The sequence below is a fragment of the Desulfovibrio sp. OH1186_COT-070 genome (genome assembly GCF_003860215.1).
Classification (GTDB): Bacteria; Desulfobacterota; Desulfovibrionia; order Desulfovibrionales; family Desulfovibrionaceae; genus Desulfovibrio.
Genome location: NZ_RQYH01000024.1, coordinates 17219 through 34594, shown reverse-complemented (window position 1 = coordinate 34594; position 17376 = coordinate 17219). Strand labels below are relative to the sequence as shown.

Annotated in this window: 13 protein-coding genes; 8 read left to right on the top strand and 5 right to left on the bottom strand. The window is 59.0% G+C overall.

The features are described 5' to 3' along the window. Positions 1-72: 72 nt before the first annotated feature. The 5 genes from EII23_RS08550 to EII23_RS08530 form a co-directional block, all read right to left on the bottom strand. The gene (locus tag EII23_RS08550) at positions 73-285 is read right to left on the bottom strand and encodes a type II toxin-antitoxin system RelE/ParE family toxin (protein WP_124792968.1); all 213 of its coding nucleotides are present in this window, start codon (positions 283-285) and stop codon (positions 73-75) included. Between the two features lie 175 nt (positions 286-460). Then, positions 461-1915, bottom strand: coding sequence for a sigma-54 dependent transcriptional regulator (locus tag EII23_RS08545; RefSeq protein WP_124792967.1), 1455 nt, complete (start codon positions 1913-1915; stop codon positions 461-463). A 68-nt stretch (positions 1916-1983) separates the two neighbouring features. Then, positions 1984-2748 (bottom strand): nickel pincer cofactor biosynthesis protein LarB, encoded by a 765-nt coding sequence (gene larB / locus EII23_RS08540; protein WP_124792966.1) that lies wholly within the window; start codon positions 2746-2748, stop codon positions 1984-1986. A 17-nt stretch (positions 2749-2765) separates the two neighbouring features. Further along, positions 2766-2990, bottom strand: coding sequence for a hypothetical protein (locus tag EII23_RS08535; protein ID WP_124792965.1), 225 nt, complete (start codon positions 2988-2990; stop codon positions 2766-2768). Positions 2991-3077: 87 nt separating this feature from the next. Then, positions 3078-4445 carry a M23 family metallopeptidase gene (locus EII23_RS08530; protein ID WP_260424660.1) on the bottom strand — a complete coding sequence of 456 codons (1368 nt, stop codon included), beginning with the start codon at positions 4443-4445 and terminating at the stop codon, positions 3078-3080. A 179-nt stretch (positions 4446-4624) separates the two neighbouring features. Here EII23_RS08530 and EII23_RS08525 point away from each other — a divergent pair, with 179 nt between their 5' ends. From EII23_RS08525 to def, 8 genes are all read left to right on the top strand, one after another. After that, on the top strand, positions 4625-6037 hold the full coding sequence (locus EII23_RS08525; protein WP_124792963.1) for a helix-turn-helix domain-containing protein: 1413 nt from the start codon (positions 4625-4627) through the stop codon (positions 6035-6037). 147 nt (positions 6038-6184) lie between these two features. Beyond that, positions 6185-7336, top strand: coding sequence for a DNA polymerase III subunit beta (dnaN, locus tag EII23_RS08520; RefSeq protein WP_124792962.1), 1152 nt, complete (start codon positions 6185-6187; stop codon positions 7334-7336). Next, a complete protein-coding gene (gyrB, locus tag EII23_RS08515; protein WP_124792961.1) occupies positions 7336-9741 on the top strand; it encodes a DNA topoisomerase (ATP-hydrolyzing) subunit B in 2406 nt (801 codons plus the stop codon). The genes dnaN and gyrB overlap by 1 nt, the downstream gene beginning before the upstream one ends. A gap of 37 nt (positions 9742-9778) precedes the next feature. Beyond that, positions 9779-12268 carry a DNA gyrase subunit A gene (gyrA, locus tag EII23_RS08510; protein WP_185702345.1) on the top strand — a complete coding sequence of 830 codons (2490 nt, stop codon included), beginning with the start codon at positions 9779-9781 and terminating at the stop codon, positions 12266-12268. A gap of 47 nt (positions 12269-12315) precedes the next feature. Next, the gene (gene purF / locus EII23_RS08505; RefSeq protein ID WP_124792959.1) at positions 12316-13755 is read left to right on the top strand and encodes an amidophosphoribosyltransferase; all 1440 of its coding nucleotides are present in this window, start codon (positions 12316-12318) and stop codon (positions 13753-13755) included. After that, positions 13752-15011 carry a histidine--tRNA ligase gene (gene hisS / locus EII23_RS08500; protein WP_124792958.1) on the top strand — a complete coding sequence of 420 codons (1260 nt, stop codon included), beginning with the start codon at positions 13752-13754 and terminating at the stop codon, positions 15009-15011. The genes purF and hisS overlap by 4 nt, the downstream gene beginning before the upstream one ends. Then, complete coding sequence (aspS, locus tag EII23_RS08495) at positions 15004-16857, top strand: aspartate--tRNA ligase (protein WP_124792957.1); 1854 nt, start codon at positions 15004-15006, stop codon at positions 16855-16857. Before hisS ends, aspS begins: the two co-directional genes overlap by 8 nt. Further along, positions 16854-17372, top strand: coding sequence for a peptide deformylase (def, locus tag EII23_RS08490; RefSeq protein WP_124792956.1), 519 nt, complete (start codon positions 16854-16856; stop codon positions 17370-17372). Before aspS ends, def begins: the two co-directional genes overlap by 4 nt. The last annotated feature ends 4 nt before the right edge of the window (positions 17373-17376 follow it).

Sequence of the window (17376 nt, the reverse complement as noted above, 5' to 3'; positions counted from 1 at the left end):
CCCATGACGATAATCGCTCATGGGAAAACTTTAAACAAGAAACGCTAAAGCTGCCAGCTAAAGCTGGGGGTTTTAACCCTCCCAAAGTGAGACAATAAGTGTTCGGGTACTGCCGCTTTTGCCGCGTCCGGGCAAGGCTACCCGCTTTTTGTAGACATTGCCGCCCAAGTCGGCGTCCACAAGCCCCCGCTCCATCTCGTCTATAGCCTTGAGGAGCGTGTTATCGTCCAAAAGCGTCTTGCGCAGCCAACGGTTGAAGGGGCGCGTTTTCAAAATACGCTTCATGCGGGGTCCTTTCTGCGGCAAGTATACTACTCGGTCGTATAGAATTCAAGATGCTGCCCGTCTTGCCGCATCCTTACAACTTCTGCCCCCCAACGAGGCCCTTCGCCCCCCTCAATCTGTAATCTCCCATTGGTGCATGCAGAGCCTGTGCCGCCCAAACCGGGGCAGGAGGGGTTCAGTCGATGGGATTGCCTGCGGAACGGTACTCGTTGAGCTTGTTGCGCAGGGTGCGCACGGAAATGCCCAGCAGTTCCGCTGCCTGGGTGCGGTTGCCGGAAGTGACCTCCAGCCCCTTGAGGATCATGATCCGTTCCATCTCGTGCAGGGGAATGACCGGGCAGTCAGCACTGCCCGCCCCGGCGGCAACAGCCCCGGAAACAAGAGCGTTCACTGCGGCGCTGCCCGCAGCATCCGGAACGTCCGCGAAATCCTGACCGTCTTCTTCAAACAGGGGCCAGTCCTCGTTTTCCAGCAGAAAATGGCGCGGCTCCACCTGCCGTCCGTTGGCCAGCAGCACGGCCCGCTCCATGAGGTTCTGCAATTCGCGCACATTGCCGGGAAACGCGTATTCCTTCAGCCAGCTGACAGCCCCGGAGCCGAGGGACGTGGGCGCAAGGCCGTATTCGCGCGTATACATGTCCACAAAAAAGCGGGCCAGATCCAGCACGTCGTCGCCGCGCTCGCGCAGCGAGGGCAGCCGCAGGGGGATGACATTGAGCCGGAAATACAGATCCTGACGAAACTTCCCTTCCTTCACCCAGTCTTCCAGGCGGCGGTTGGTGGTTGCCAGCACGCGCACATCAACCCTGATGGTTTCCGTGCCGCCCACGCGGTCCACCTCGCCCTCCTGCAAAACGCGCAGCAGCTTGGCCTGCAGGGCCAGATCCATTTCGGAAATTTCGTCCAGCAGGAGCGTTCCGCCGTCGGCAAGCTCGAACTTCCCCGGCTTGCGGGCAACAGCGCCGGTAAAGGCTCCCTTTTCGTGGCCAAAAAGCTCGCTTTCCAGCAAATGCTCGGGCAGGGCCGCGCAGTTCACCGCCACAAAAGGCTTTTCGGCGCGGCCGCTCATGGCGTGCAGATAGCGGGCAAACATTTCCTTGCCCGTGCCCGACTCGCCGGTGATGAGCACTGTGGCCCGCGAGGAAGCCACCTGCCGGGCCAGTTGCAGAACCCTTGCCACAGCGGGATGCTGCCCCACAATGCGCGGAGCCTTGTCGCCGGACTGCACGGGCCTGCGCCCGCCCAGCGTGGATGCCGCAGGCGCGGCCCTGGGCTGGCGCGGCGCGCCCGCCACAGCCTTGATGCGCTCCACATCCAGAGGTTCCAGCCAGTAGTCGCGCGCGCCCAGGGCCATGAGGCGCTCCGCCTCGGCGGGATCCCCCTTGTCCGTCACCACGATGACCGGCGGAAAATGGGGATCTTCCGCCCCCACAGACAAAAGATCCTCCACCCTGAAGCCCGGCAGGGCGGGACGGGCAAAAATCACTCCCGGTCCGGACTTGCGGATGAAAACCGAAGCTCCCTTGAGGTTTTCGGCAATGCCCAGCTCGTACCCGGCCTCATGCAGAACGGGAAAAACAGCCGTGACGGTCTGGGACGGAGTGAGAAACAGCAGGCGACGCGTGGACATACGTTTTTTGTGTACCCTATTCGGGGGCGGCAAGGCAACCGCAGCCTGTGGCAAAGCGGCGCCCGGATTCAGCCCGGAATTTTCGCCGCAAAGGCTGCGGCTCCGAAACCGTTGTCGATATTGACCACCGCCATCCCCGGAGCGCAGTGGCACAGCATGGTCGCCAGGGCGGAAAATCCCCCCTGCCCCACGCCATACCCCACCGAAGTGGGCACAGCCACCACCGGGCAGGACACAAGACCTGCCAGCACTCCGGGCAGCGCGCCCTCCATGCCGGCCACAGCCACAAGCGCCCTGGCGGAACGCAGGCTCTGTATGTGCGGAAGAAGCCTGTGCAGGCCCGCCACCCCCACATCACTGACATGGCCGCAGTTCTTGCCGAAAAACGCCAGCGTTCCGTAACATTCCAGCGCAACAGGGGCATCGGCCGCACCGGCGGACACCACCAGAATATCGCCTGCCGCAGGGCGCGGAACCCGGGTGGCCCGCAACAGGCGGCCATCGTCATTCACGGAAAAAAGGCGGGCCTCGGGCCAGAAGCAGCCCTGGGGAAAGTTTTTCTGCAGCAGGACTCCCTGCCGCCGGCCAAGGCGGGTGACCAGAACAGCGCCATGCCCGCACAGTCCGTCCACTGCAGCCAGAAGGGCATCATCGCTCTTTCCCTGCCCGAACACCACTTCGCCAAGCCCGGTGCGCAAAGACCGCTGCGTGTCCAGCGTCAGGCCGTGCAGGCCATCGTGCACGCACCCTGCGCCAAGGTGTTCCAGAGCCGCCTCGGGCGACAGCCTGCCGTCGGCCACTGCCCGAAGAATTTTCAGTTCCCCGCTGTCCATGCCGCGCGAAAGTGTCTTCAGGCCCAGCCGTTGGAAATGATGCCCAGCCCCAGCATATTTTCCGAAGCCATGCGCCACTGGGCCTGCATGAACGAACGCGTGCTCTCCCCCGAAAACAGTTCGTCGGACGATGCCGTGATGTCGCTGATGATGGAAGGATAAAAGCCGATTCTGTCGGAGGTGTCCGGGGGGGAGTTCTGGAGCACCACGCTGATGCGCGACGAAGGGTCAAAAGCAATCATGGTTTCCCCCGCAGGAAGTTCGTTTTTTCCGGCATACCAAAAAAATGTTCCTTCCGTCCAGTTGGGAGTAGCCCGGAGATTGCGGCTTCAGGAGGCACGCGCTTTCCCGGATTTTTTTCTCTTCCTTCGTTCTGGCTCGTCCGCTTTTTCGCTGCGTTCGGGCGCAGAAACCACGTCAGGCACAATGCTCTCCACAGCATACGGCGAAAGCGGCTCAAGCCCCTTGAGCAGGGCCAGTTCTTTTTGCATGGTTTTTTCAAAGGATTCGCGCGCTTTCGCGCTGACAGGCGCGCCGCGCGGATTGACCGCAGTGGCGGGATTGATGAAGGTTCCGTTCTGCCGCAGGCGAAAATCCAGATGCGGCCCGGTGGACAGGCCCGTGCTGCCCACAAATCCGATCACCTCTCCCTGCCGCACTTTCTGCCCTTTTTTGAGTCCGCGCGCATAGCCCGACAAATGGGAATACATGGACTCCAGGCCGCCCGGATGCCGCACAATGACCTGGTTTCCGTATCCTCCCGACCAGCCGCGTTGGGCAACCACACCCTCCCCCACTGCCTTGACGGGAGTGCCTGTAGGAGCGGCATAGTCCACGCCGGGATGGGGCCTGCTGTACCCAAGTATGGGATGCTTGCGGCTGTGGGAAAAACGGGAGGTGATGCGCGTGAAAGCCAAGGGCGCCTGCAAAAAGCTCTTGCGCAGATTTTCTCCCTTCTGGTTGTAATAATTGGCGGGGCCGTCACCATCGCGAAAAAGATAGGCTTCAAACGTTTTTCCCTTGCAGGTGAAATGGGCCGCAAGAATGCGTCCGTAGCCCCTGTATTCGCCGTCGCGGTAGCGTTTTTCCACAAGAAGGGAAAAAGAGTCCCCGGCCTGGATATCCCGGATAAAATTGATTTCCGAAGCAAAAATTCCGGCAAGGCTGAGGGCTATCTGCGGGCTTTCCCCCATATCGGCCACGGTCTGGAAAAGGCTGTCCCCGAGAACCGCGCTCACAGAGGCCAGCAAAACCGTGTAGTCAATGGCTTCCACCCGGGCTTCGGGGGCATCTGTCCCTTCCACAACCAGGCGGCGTCTGGAATCGATTTCGTATTCAAAGCGCGTGAGCTGGCCCGAAGCCGGATCTGTCGCCACCAGATAGGGCTGCCCGTCGCGGAACGCCCGCGCGGAAAAAACCTTTTCCATGGCGACGATATATGCCTGCACGCCCTTCTGGGCGACATTGCCGAGGATTTTGGAAACCGTGTCGCCCTTTTCGATAGTTCCCCTGACAATGCCCTTTTCTTCTTCGGGAGCTTCCTCCCTGTCTTCCCGGCTTTCTTCCCCATCCTGCCGGACAGAGGGTGGCTGTCCGCCGGAAGACGCGCCTTCTGAAGAAGGCGAAAATTCTGTTCCGGATACCGAACCTGCCCCCAACACACACAGAACCAGAGCACACAAACAGATCTTTTTCATCAACAACTCCGCCAAACCTATAGACCGGCACGGAACTTTTTGTCCAGACAGGCTGTGTCTCCCCTTTTTCCGGCACTTGTTTCGCATTTCGTTCTGTGGTAATGATTTTTCTTTCCGTGCGTAAAAGAAAACGGCAAAAAAATCACTCACGCGCGGACGGCTCACGGGCTGCCCACACCATGTTGAAGCAATTACAAAACATACTGGCGCACAACGACGCGGATGCAACATGGCTGGACGGACTCTCCCTGCGGCAGGAAAATGGTCTTCTGCACGTGGCTTTTCCCCATGTTCACTTTGGGCCGTGGTTTGCCCGCCACAAGCAGAAAATCTTTGAAGAGGCTGTCCAAACCTGTTTTTTTCCGCACATTCCCGCCATTGTTTACCGGCAGGCCGATGGCGAAACATGTGGATTTCGACCGTCCTGCGAACCTGCCGCAGACTTTGCTCCAGAAGCTGCTCCAGAAACTGCGGCGAACGCTGCAAAAGATTTTGTTGCGCGTCCTGACGAACACCCTGGCGAACATCCCGGAGAACACCCCGAAGATCCGGGCGGTTCTGACCATGACGACGGTTTTGAAAGCTTTGTGGTCAACCAGAAAAATGCCTTTCCTCTGGCCACGGCCAGAAACATTGCGGAGCAGGCTTCTTCGGCAAGGGCATACAATCCCTTTGTTCTTTGCGGGCGCAGCGGAACAGGGAAAAGCCATGTCCTGCAGGCCATGGCGCGGATCATGGAACGCCGCAGCGGGCCCGGGCGCGTTCTTTCTGTTTCCGCCTCCCGCTTCTGTTCCCGTACGCTCGGCTGGCCTGTGCGGCCGGATGCTTTCTGGCAGAAATACGATGCCCTCCTGCTGGACGACTTGCAGGAAATCGCCCAGGACCCTGCCGGGCAAAACAAAATCATTGCCTATATGGAAGAATGCCCCGGCATGACCTCTGGCCCCAGAGAAGAAAAAGCCTCCGGCCAGCGCGCGGCGCAGATGGTTTTTGCCTGCTCCGGAGAAACGGCAGACCTTGCGATGCTTCAGGAGCGCCTTCTTTCCCGTCTGGAAAGCGGCATGGTCATGGAACTCATGGAGCCTGACCTTGACGTGCGCATGCGCTATCTGCAAAAGGGCAGCAAACAGCACGGCCTCCATCTGACGCGGCAGCAGATCCTTTTTCTGGCCCAGCGCTGCCCCCATATCCGGCCGCTCCAGGGTCTGCTGCTCAAAATCGGGGCTTTCTGCGCACGCCACGGACAAAACCTTTCCCAGACGGACATGGAAAATATCCTGCGCACGGGCGTTCCCGAAAAAACGCCCGATTGCCGCGACATTCTGAACCTGGCCGCAAAACTCATGAACCTGCGGCCCGATGACGTGCTCGGCAACAAGCGGCAGCCCGACATGGTGCTGGCCCGGCAGGCGGCCATGTATGTCTGCCGCAGCAAGCTCGGCCTTTCCTACCCGGAACTGGGCCGCGCCTTCGGGGGCAGGGACCACAGCACCATCATCCATGCCGTCAGAAAAATCGAGCGCCTTCTTGTTGGCGACAAAAGGATTCGACAATTGGTGACAGACTTGGAACAAAAGGCACAAAAATCCTGACCCGCACAGCCGGATGCGGAAAAAATGTTCCCGGCTCTTCCCGGAATGTGCCTTTTGTCTTCATAATTTTTTCAAAAAAATACAGCATCATGAAAGAGAAAGGAACAAAGCGACAACCCCTTACAATAACCATAAAGGAATATGAGTATGAAAATATCTGTAACAAAAGAGCAGATCATCGAAGGTCTGGTCAAGGCCGCGGCCATCATTCCCCAAAAATCCGGGGCGCAATACCTGCGCTCCATCTGGCTCAAGGCCGAAAATTCCAGCCTGTTTGTCATGGCCACCGATGCCAATATCGAGCTGACGGGCTGCTATCCCGCCCAGGTTTTTGAACCGGGTCTGGTGGGCGTGCAGGGCAGGGCTTTTGTGGATCTTGTCCGCCAGCTTCCTTCGGGCGACATCACCTTGCGGCTCGGCGAAGGAAACAGCCTGCAACTGGAACAGGGCCGCCGCGTCTACAAGCTGCCGGTGAGCGGGGCAGAGTGGTTTCAGCCTTTTTCCTCTTTCCCCGAAGGGGATGCCGTCATCTGGTCCGGCGACTTTTTGCAGGACATTCTGGAAAAGGTCACGTTCTGCATCGGCGATGACGACAGCATGGAAGCCATTGCCTGCCTGTGCATGAAGCCGCGCGAAAATGGCCGCATTGACGTCTGCGGTCTCAACGGGCATCAGTTTGCCCTTGTCTCCTTCACCCACGACGAACTGGCCGGACGGCTGCCCGAAGACGGCATCCTCATCCAGAAAAAATATCTCCAGAACATGAAAAAATGGCTGGGAACAGACGAAATAGAGCTGAATATCACGGAAAAACGCCTGTATCTGCGCAGCATGGACAAAACGGAAACCCTGGCCCTTCCCCTTTCCGGCCACAAGTTTCCGGACTACACGGTCTTCATGAACAGGCTTTCGGAAGACGGGGTGCATCCCCTGACAGTGGATCGCCGGGAGCTTTCCGAATCCCTGGGAAGGCTGTGCATTTTCAATACGGAAAGCGAACCTGCCACAGACATGGAAATGGGGTCGGGAGAAGTTCTTCTTTCCGCCAAAGGAAAGGACGTGGGCTCCGCCAACGAAAATCTTGAGGCATCCTATGCCGGCGACATTGGCCGCATCACCTTTCCCACACGCAATCTGCTTGAAATTCTGGGGCACTACGCTTCGGAAAAAATCGACATGATGCTCACCGGCGTTGAGGGACCGTGCGGCATTCGCGGGGCGGAAGACCCCGACTACACGGTCATCATCATGCCCATGAAAATTTCCTCCACGACCTATTATACCGAGGAAGACGTCTGATGGCTCCTGAAATTTCCGGAAACAGCGGGTATGACGCCTCTTCCATCACCATTCTCGAGGGGCTTTCGGCCGTACGCAAACGTCCCGCCATGTATATCGGCTCCACGGACGCGCGCGGCCTGCACCATCTGGTCTACGAAGTGGTGGACAATTCCATTGACGAGGCCATGGCGGGGTTCTGCACCCGCATCACCGTGACCCTGCATGGAGACAACAGCGTTACCGTGCGCGATGATGGCCGGGGAATACCGGTGGACATCCATCCCAAGGAAGGCGTGCCCGCGGTACAGGTGGTGATGACAAAGCTGCACGCCGGCGGAAAGTTTGACAATACCAGCTACAAGGTTTCCGGTGGTCTGCACGGTGTGGGCGTGTCGTGCGTCAATGCCCTTTCGGAAAAGCTGACCGTGACTGTTCGCCGTGACGGCAAACGCTACCGGCAAAACTATTCGCGCGGCGTCCCGCAGGACGAACTCACGCTCATCGACAGCCAGGTGGAAAGCCACGGCACCACCGTGCGCTTCAAACCTGACGAAGAAATTTTTGAAGTTCTCGAATTTTCTTATGATATTCTGAAAAAGCGTTTTGAGGAACTGGCCTATCTCAACAAGGGGCTGACCATAGAATGCGTGGACGAACGCATCGGAGAAAGCCACATCTTCTTTGCCGACGGCGGCATCCGGCAGTTTGTGGGCGATCTCAATTCCGGCGAGCAGGGCATCCATTCCATCATTTCCGGCGAAGGAATCGTGGACAATGTGACCGTGGATTTTGCCCTGCAGTACAATGCCGGATACAAGGAAAATATCCTGACCTTTGCCAACAATATCCGCACCAAGGAGGGCGGAACCCATCTGGTGGGTTTCCGTACCGCGCTGACCCGCGCCATCAATGCCTACATCAAGGGGCAGCCCGATCTCAGCAAGAAAATGAAAAATACCAGCCTTTCAGGCGACGATGTGCGCGAAGGGCTGACAGCCGTCATCAGCGTCAAGCTGCCCCAGCCCCAGTTTGAAGGGCAAACCAAGACAAAACTGGGCAACAGCGAGGTGGCGGGGCTGGTGTCCGGCATCGTCTATGACCGGCTCAATGTGTATTTTGAAGAAAATCCCAAGGATATCCGGCTTATTATCGACAAGGCTCTGGACGCTTCCCGTGCGCGGGAGGCGGCGCGGCGGGCCAAGGAACTGGTGCGGCGCAAGGGCGCGCTTTCCGACAATGCCCTTCCGGGAAAGCTCGCCGACTGCCAGAGCAAGGATCCCACAGAGTCCGAACTGTTCATCGTGGAGGGAGATTCCGCAGGAGGTTCGGCAAAACAGGGCAGAAACCCCAAGGTTCAGGCCATTCTTCCCCTGCGCGGAAAAATCCTGAATACGGAGCGCACCCGTTTTGACAAGATGCTGGCCAACAAGGAGGTAAAATCCCTCATCACGGCCATGGGCGCGGGTATCGGCCAGGAAGACACGGATCTGACAAAACTGCGCTACCACAAGGTCATCATCATGACCGACGCCGATGTGGACGGAGCGCACATCCGCACCCTGCTTTTGACCTTCTTTTTCCGGCAGTATCAGGAAATGGTGGAAAAGGGTTTTGTCTATATCGCCCAGCCGCCGCTCTACCGTGTGCACAATTCCCGCATGGAGAAATTCCTCAAGGACGATGCGCAGCTCAACGAATTTCTGTTGTCCCGCGTCAGTGAAGACATTCGGGTTGTGGCGGAAAACGGCGTCACTTTTGCGGGCGAGAGCCTGATACGGCTCATGCGGGACATCGAAAAACTGGAAGACCGCGTGAAGGATGCGGAAATGGGCGGCACCGCGCGCGAACTCTTTCTGGCTCTTGCCGCATGGAAGGAAAAAATCGGGCAGGAAGAGCATCCGCACTGGAACAACGACGCCTTTCTCCATTGGCTTGGAGATCACGGCTATACCCTTGACCTGGAAGTGCGCACGGAAGATGACGAGGAACGCGTTTTCGCGGTCTTTGAAAATGCCGGAGGCCACCAGACCAGACGGGGAATCGAATTTTTCTCCTCCCGCCTCTATCTCCAGGCATGGCAGATGTTCGCGGATCTGCGCGAAAAATGCGGCGGCACGTCCTTTACTCTCCAGCGCAAAGGCGATGAGGTCAGGGCCGAAGATGTGTTCGCGTTATTGCAGCTGGTTCTGGACGAAGCCAGAAAGGGCGTGAACATCCAGCGGTACAAAGGCCTTGGAGAAATGAATCCCGATCAGTTGTGGGTCACCACCATGAATCCCGAAAACCGCATTCTTTTGCAGGTATCGGTGGAAGACGCCAACGAAGCCTCCGACGCCTTTGAGGAACTGATGGGCGACAGGGTGGAGCCGCGCCGCGACTTTATCGAGCGCAATGCCCTGGCCGTACATGATCTGGATATCTGATTTTCCTTTTTTTTGAAAAACAGCAGTGAGGCCCGCAGTGGCAGAAGAACAGCAGCCGCAGATCAGCATCGAAAAAGAACTGCGCAAATCCTATCTGGAATATTCCCTTTCCGTGATTGTGGGCCGGGCCATACCCGATGCCCGTGACGGACTCAAGCCCGTGCACCGGCGCATTCTGTTTGCCCAGTACGAACTGGGCAACAATTACAACCGGCCGCACAAAAAGTCCGCCCGCATTGTGGGTGACGTTATCGGCAAATACCATCCCCACGGCGATTCTGCGGTATATGACGCCCTGGTGCGCATGGCCCAGGATTTTTCCATGCGCGATCCCCTGGTGGAAGGGCAGGGAAATTTCGGTTCCATTGACGGCGATTCCCCTGCGGCCATGCGGTACACAGAAGTGCGCATGGCCCGTCTGGCGCAGGAATTTCTGGGCGATCTGGACAAAAATACCGTTGATTTCCGGCCCAATTACGATAATACGCTGCAAGAGCCCTGCGTCATGCCCGCCAAGGTGCCCAATCTGCTGCTCAACGGCAGTTCGGGCATTGCCGTGGGCATGGCCACCAACATTCCGCCGCACAATCTCGGCGAACTGTGCGATGCCCTGCAATTTCTGCTGGACAATCCGCAGTGCGGTGTGGACGACCTCATGGAATACGTCAAGGGGCCGGATTTTCCCACCAGGGGTTTTGTGTATGCGGGCAAGGGATTGTACGATGCCTACCACACCGGGCGCGGCACGGTCAAAATGCGCGGGCGCATCGAGGTGGAGGAGCGCAAGAAAGGCGCGCAGTCCATTGTTATCCGCGAAATTCCCTTCGGGCTGAACAAATCCTCCCTGGTGGAAAAAATCGCCGCTCTGGTCAATGACCGCAAGATTGACGGCGTTACCGACCTTCGGGACGAATCCGACCGCAAGGGCATCAGGGTGGTGATTGACCTGAAGCGGGGCGTGATTCCCGACATTGTGGTCAATTCCCTGTACAAATTCACGCCGCTGGAATCCAGCTTCGGCATCAACATGCTGGCTGTGCTGGACAACAGGCCGCAGCTTTTCAACCTCAAAAGCGCTTTGACCTGCTTTGTGGACCACCGGCGGGAGGTTGTCATCAGGCGGACGCGCTTTGATCTGGAAAAGGCCGAAGCCCGCGCGCATATTCTTGAGGGCCTGCGCATCGCCATTGACCACATTGACGAAGTGGTGGCTTTGATCAGAAAATCTTCCAATCCCGACGAAGCGCGCGGCGCTCTCATGCAGCGTTTCGGCTTTTCCGAAATCCAGGCCAAGGCCATTCTGGAAATGCGCCTGCAACGTCTCACGGGTCTGCAACGTGAAGAACTGCTCAACGAATACAAGGATCTTTTGCAGAAGATCCAGTTTTACAAATCTGTTCTGGAAAATACGGAAATTCTGCGCGGCGAGATAAAAAAGGAAATCGCCGAAGTGAAGGAGATGTTCGCCACGCCCCGGCGCACCGAGGTCATCCGCGAAGCTCTCGAGCACATCGACATTGAAGACCTCATTCCCGACGAGGAAGTGGTGATCACCCTTTCGCGGCGCGGCTACATGAAGCGCACCAATCTGGAAAATTACCAGCAGCAGAAGCGGGGGGGCAAGGGCATCGCGGCCCTGCACACCACAGAAGACGATTATGTGCAGGAATTTCTGAGCACCAGCAACCACCAGTACCTCTGCCTTTTCACCAACAAGGGCCGCATGCACCAGCTCAAGGCCCATCAGGTTCCCGAAGGCAGCCGCACGGCAAAGGGCGTGCACATCAACAATCTGCTGCCGCTGGAAGAAAACGAATGGGTGACCACGGTTCTTGCCCTGCGCGAATTTGCGGAGGACAAATTCTTTCTCTTTGTGACAAAAAAGGGCATGGTCAAGCGTTCTTCCGCCTCCCTGTACGCGCGCTGCCGCAAAACAGGCCTCATGGCCGTGGGCCTGCGGGATGACGACGAACTGGTGGTGGTGCGCCCCGTGCGGGACAACAGTCATGCGGTGCTGGTCACTACGGACGGATTTGCCATCCGTTTTTCCTGCCGGGATGTGCGGCCCATGGGCCGCACGGCCACGGGCGTCAAGGGCATTGCCCTGCGCAGAAAGGATTTTGTGGTGGCGGGGGTGATTATCAAGGATGTGGACCAGTCCACGGAAATCATGTCCATTTCCGCCAACGGATACGGCAAGCGCACCAGTGTGGATCTGTACCGCCTGCAATCGCGCGGCGGCAAGGGCATCATCAATTTCCGGGTGACGGCCAAGACCGGCTCCGTGGTGGGGGCCATGCCCGTTACGGACAGTGACGGTTTGATCCTGCTGACCTCGGCCAACAAGATTGTGCGTATCGGAGTGGAAGAAGTGCGCAGCAAGGGCCGCGCCACCATGGGTGTGATGCTGGTGCGGCTGGACGAAGGCGCGCATGTGGTGGGCTTTGACCGCTTGGACGAAGGCGGGCAGCAGCGCGACGGCGCAGAGGTTGCGGACGGGCCGGATGCGCCTTTTGCAGCGGAATAGTTGGCAACATGCGGATTTTGCATGCCGCAGGGACGGAAGAAGGGCGTATGATCAAACACGAATGTGGCCTGTTTGCCATTGACGACCATGAAGAAGCCGCGCGTCTGGCGTATTTCGGGCTGTACGCCCAGCAGCACCGCGGGCAGGAAAGCGCCGGTATCGTAACCTTTGACAAAGACGGCGCTCACGAACACAAGGGCATGGGCCTTGTGCCCGATGTCTTCAGCGAAGCGGTTTTGCAGAAGCTTGCGGGCAGAACTGCTCTCGGGCATGTGCGGTACTCCACAAGCGGACGCTCCTCGGGACGGAACGCCCAGCCCTTTCTTGTCCGGTATCAGGGGCGGGATATTGCCCTGGCCCACAACGGCAATCTGGTCAATGCGGCAGAACTGCGCAGGGATCTGGAAAAAGAGGGGGCCATATTTTCCACCGAAAACGATTCGGAAGTGTTCATGCACCTTCTGGTGCGCGCCCTGCGGCACAACGATCTCCCCGGCGCTCTCAGGGAAGCCTGTGCCCGCGTTCGGGGGGCTTATTGCCTGCTGGTGTTCATGGACGGCGTTCTTGCGGCCGTGCGTGATCCGTACGGCTTCCATCCCCTGGCATTGGGGCGGCTCAACGGCAGCCAGGTGATCGTGTCGGAAACCTGCGCCCTTGACCTTCTGGAAGCCGGATTCGAGCGCAGCGTGCGGCCGGGCGAAATCGTCATTGTGGAAAAGGGGCGCACGCGCAGCGAGTTTCTCCTGGGGCCCTTGCCGCAGGAGTCCCGGCAGTGCATTTTTGAGCTGGTGTATTTTGCCCGGCCCGATTCCTACGTTTTTGACGAGCAGGTCTATCTGTGCCGCAAGCAGATGGGCTGGAATCTCGCCGAAGAAACCGTCACCGACGTGGATTTCGTCATGCCTTTTCCCGACTCCGGCGTGTATCCGGCGCTGGGCTTTGCACAGAAATCGGGCTTGCCCTACGAACACGCCATGATACGCAACCACTATGTGGGGCGCACCTTCATCCAGCCCACGCAGAGCATGCGCAATTTCGGCGTGCGTGTGAAAATCAATCCCGTGCGGGAAATGATCAGGGGCAAACGCATCTGCATTGTGGACGATTCCATCGTGCGGGGCACGACCATGATGACGCGGGTCAAAAAACTCCGGGATCTGGGCGCCCGCGAGGTGCATGTGCGCATTTCCTGTCCGCCGGTGAAATATCCCTGCCATTACGGCATTGATTTTTCTTCGCGCGGGGAACTCATTGCGGCGCAGCACACGCTGCCCGAGATCACGCGCATGCTTGATGTGGATTCGCTCTGCTATCTCAGTGTGGAGGGCTTGCTGCGCGCGGTGGGCAATGGCGGGGGCTATTGCCTGGCCTGCCTTACCGGGGACTATCCCGTGCCCTGCGGCGAACAGCGGGAAACAGGAAAGGCCTGCGGCGGCAAAGGCTGCGGCGCGGCTTTTGTGCGGGAAGGGGTGGCAGAAAAGTCATGAGCACAACACAGCGTATCAAGGGCTTTGCGGACATGTTTCCGCCGGAGAGCGATGCCTTTACCCGCATGGAAAATACGGGCAGGGAAATTTTTGCGCGCTATGGTTTTGTGGAACTGCGCACGCCGATTCTGGAATTTACGGAACTTTTCCAACGCTCCATCGGCGAGGAAACCGATGTGGTGCAAAAAGAAATGTATACCTTTCCCGACAGCCGGGGCCGTTTGATGACCCTGCGGCCCGAAGCCACGGCGGGCGTCATGCGCGCGTATGCCGAGAGCGGGCTTGCCGGAAGGGAGGGCGTCAGCCGTCTGTTTTCCTGCGGCCCCATGTTCCGCCACGAGCGGCCGCAAAAGGGCCGTTTGCGCCAGTTCCACCAGATCAACTGCGAGTGCCTGGGCAGCGCCAGCCCCTTTGCCGATGCCGAGCTCATCAGCATGCTGCTGCACTTTTTCCGGGCGCTGCGACTTTCCGGGCTGACGCTCAACATCAATTCCCTGGGCTGCGCGGTCTGCCGTCCGCATTTTCGCGAAGCCCTGCTGCGCTATCTGCAAAGCCTGGATCCCGCAGCCCTTTGTGAGGACTGCTCCCGCAGAATGCACACCAACCCCCTGCGGGTTCTCGACTGCAAGCAGGCGTCCTGCCGCGCCGTGGTGGAAGGGGCTCCGCGCCTGCTGGACAGCATCTGCCCGGACTGCGCGGAACATTTTTCCACCGTGCAGAAGCTCCTTGACCGGCAGGGGCATGCCTTTGCGCTGGATCACAGGCTTGTGCGCGGGCTGGACTATTATTGCCGGACGACCTTTGAGGTTGTGAGTTCGCAGATCGGCGCGCAGACGGCTGTTGCCGGCGGGGGGCGCTATGACGGGCTGGTAAAAAGCCTCGGCGGCCCCGATGTGCCGGGTGTGGGCTTTGCCTGCGGCATGGAGAGGCTGGCTCTTTTGCTGGACGCGCCCTCTCCCGCCCCCCTGGATTTTTATCTTGTGGCGCTGGAAGAAGAGGGGGGGCTTCAGGGCCATGCGCTGGCGCAGACCCTGCGCGAGGCCGGGCTGCGGGGAGAAATGAATTTTTCCCGCGCAAGCTGGAAGAGCCTCATGCGGCAGGCCGGAAAATCCGGCGCGCGCTACTGCCTGATCCTGGGGCCGGACGAAACGGCGCGCGGAGATATTGTTGTGAAAAACCTGGAAAGCGGCGAGCAGAACACGCTGGGCCAGGACACTGTATGCCACTTTTTGCAAACGGGAACCATCCATGACTGAGCAGACCCAGGTGCAGGACATCCAACGCGAGCACCAGAAATACGTTGTCGATCTTGGCGGTTGGCGGCGCAGCCACCATTGCGGCGAACTCACGGCGGCCCATGAAGGCCAGGAAGTGTGCCTCATGGGCTGGGTACAGTACCGGCGCGACCACGGCGGGCTGATATTTGTGGATCTGCGCGACAGAAACGGCCTGACCCAGGTTGTGTTCAGCCCCGATGCCGCGCCGCAGGCCCACGAAAAAGCCCATGTGCTGCGCCTGGAATATGTGCTGGCCCTCAAGGGCAGGGTGCGCTTGCGGCCGGAAGGCATGGTCAACGACACCATGCCCACCGGGCAGATCGAAGTGGTGGTGCAGGACTGGAAGCTCTTGAACACGTCCAAAACGCCGCCCTTTCCCATTGAAGACCGCACCGATGCCGGGGAAAATCTGCGGTTGGCCTGGCGGTATCTGGATTTGCGCCGCCCCCGCATGCAGGCCAATCTGCGCCTGCGGCACCAGGTGGCCCAGGCTGTGCGGCGGCATCTGGACGCCGAGGGTTTTTTGGAAGTGGAAACTCCTGTGCTCACCAAATCCACTCCTGAAGGGGCGCGGGATTTTCTGGTGCCCAGCAGGTTGAATCAGGGCGAATTTTACGCCCTGCCCCAATCTCCCCAGATTTTCAAGCAGTTGCTCATGGTTTCCGGATTGGAGCGCTATTTTCAGATTGTGCGCTGTTTTCGGGATGAAGATCTGCGCGCCGACCGGCAGCCGGAATTTACCCAGATCGACGTGGAGATGAGCTTTGCCGATGAGGAACAGGTCATGGGCATGACCGAAGCCCTCATGAGCACGGTTTTCCGGGAAGTCATGGGCAAAAGCCTGGATGCTCCCTTTGCGCGCATGACCTGGGATGAGGCCATGTCCCGTTATGGGCTGGACAAGCCGGACACGCGCTTTGGCCTTGAGCTTGCGGATGTCACGGAAATTGTGCGCGGTTCCGGGTTCAAGCTCTTTGCCAAGGCTCCGCTGGTCAAGGCCATGAAAGTGCCCGGCGGCGAATCCCTGACGCGAAAGGAAATCGACGAGTTCACCGAATACGTCAAGATTTTCGGTGCGCAGGGCCTGGCCTGGATCAAGATCAAGGCCAACGAATGGCAATCGCCCATTGCCAAATTCCTTTCCGATGAGGAGAGGGCGGGCATTGCCCAAGCCCTTGAGCTTGCTGTGGGCGATATTGTCTTTTTTCAGGCCGGTGAGGCCGCCATGGTCAATGCCGCCCTGGGCAATCTGCGCGTGCGCCTTGGTCGCCATCTCGGGCTTGTGGACGACAGCGTTTTCCGTTTCCTGTGGGTGACGGACTTTCCCCTGTACGAATATAGTGAAGAAGAAAAGCGCTATGTGGCCTGCCACCACCCCTTCACCGCACCGGCCGCGGGGCATTTGTCCACCATGTGCACGGACCCCGCGCTGGCCAGGGCGCGGGCTTACGATCTGGTGCTCAACGGCTATGAGGTGGGCGGAGGTTCGGTGCGCATCCACTCCGGCGACGTGCAGAGGGCCATGTTCGAGGCTCTGGGCTTCACGCCGGAACAGGCCGGGGAGCAGTTCGGCTTTTTCCTGCAGGCTCTGGATCAGGGCGCTCCGCCCCATGCGGGCATCGCTCTGGGCCTTGACCGTCTGATCATGCTGCTGGCCGGTTGTTCCAGCATCCGCGATGTCATTGCCTTTCCCAAGACGCAAAAAGCCACCTGCCTTTTGACCAGCGCCCCTTCGCCCGTGGCTGCCGCGCAACTGCGCGAGCTGGGCCTGCGCCTGCGGGAAAAGGCGGTACCACCTGCGCCGCAGGATACGGATCAGGCATGATTCTTGACATCATTGCCTATCCCGACCCACGGCTGCACCAGCCCTGCCAGCCCGTGCCCGTTGTGACGGACGAAATCCGGCAACTGGCGGCAGACATGCTGGAAACCATGTACGCTGCTCCGGGCGTGGGGCTGGCCGCACCCCAGGTGGGCAAAAATATCCGGCTGCTGGTCATGGACCCGGCCGCAAAAGACGAAAGCCCGCAGCCCAGGGTGCTTGTCAATCCCGTCCTGAAGCTGGAGGGCGAGGAAATCCTCAGCGAGAGGGAAGGCTGCCTTTCGGTGCCCCTGCAATACCGCGCCGATGTCTGGCGCAGGAGCAGAGCCATCCTTGACGCGCAGGATCTGGACGGCAATCCGGTGCATGAGGAGCTGGAGGGCTTTCCGGCCATTGTCATGCAGCACGAATACGATCATCTGGAGGGCATCCTGTTCATTGACAGGATCAGCCGTTTGCGGCGTACCCTCTATGAAAGCAAGGTAAAAAAATGGCTCAAGCGCAGAAATGCCGGATAGTTTT

Excerpts from the sequence above, each read along its gene's own strand:
- gyrB (WP_124792961.1), top strand. The coding sequence starts at position 7,336 with ATGGCTCCTGAAATTTCCGGAAACAGCGGGTATGACGCCTCTTCCATC.
- purF (WP_124792959.1), top strand. The coding sequence starts at position 12,316 with ATGATCAAACACGAATGTGGCCTGTTTGCCATTGACGACCATGAAGAA.
- hisS (WP_124792958.1), top strand. The coding sequence starts at position 13,752 with ATGAGCACAACACAGCGTATCAAGGGCTTTGCGGACATGTTTCCGCCG.
- EII23_RS08550 (WP_124792968.1), bottom strand. The coding sequence starts at position 285 with ATGAAGCGTATTTTGAAAACGCGCCCCTTCAACCGTTGGCTGCGCAAG.
- aspS (WP_124792957.1), top strand. The coding sequence starts at position 15,004 with ATGACTGAGCAGACCCAGGTGCAGGACATCCAACGCGAGCACCAGAAA.
- EII23_RS08525 (WP_124792963.1), top strand. The coding sequence starts at position 4,625 with ATGTTGAAGCAATTACAAAACATACTGGCGCACAACGACGCGGATGCA.
- def (WP_124792956.1), top strand. The coding sequence starts at position 16,854 with ATGATTCTTGACATCATTGCCTATCCCGACCCACGGCTGCACCAGCCC.
- EII23_RS08530 (WP_260424660.1), bottom strand. The coding sequence starts at position 4,445 with ATGAAAAAGATCTGTTTGTGTGCTCTGGTTCTGTGTGTGTTGGGGGCA.
- EII23_RS08535 (WP_124792965.1), bottom strand. The coding sequence starts at position 2,990 with ATGATTGCTTTTGACCCTTCGTCGCGCATCAGCGTGGTGCTCCAGAAC.
- dnaN (WP_124792962.1), top strand. The coding sequence starts at position 6,185 with ATGAAAATATCTGTAACAAAAGAGCAGATCATCGAAGGTCTGGTCAAG.
- larB (WP_124792966.1), bottom strand. The coding sequence starts at position 2,748 with ATGGACAGCGGGGAACTGAAAATTCTTCGGGCAGTGGCCGACGGCAGG.
- EII23_RS08545 (WP_124792967.1), bottom strand. The coding sequence starts at position 1,915 with ATGTCCACGCGTCGCCTGCTGTTTCTCACTCCGTCCCAGACCGTCACG.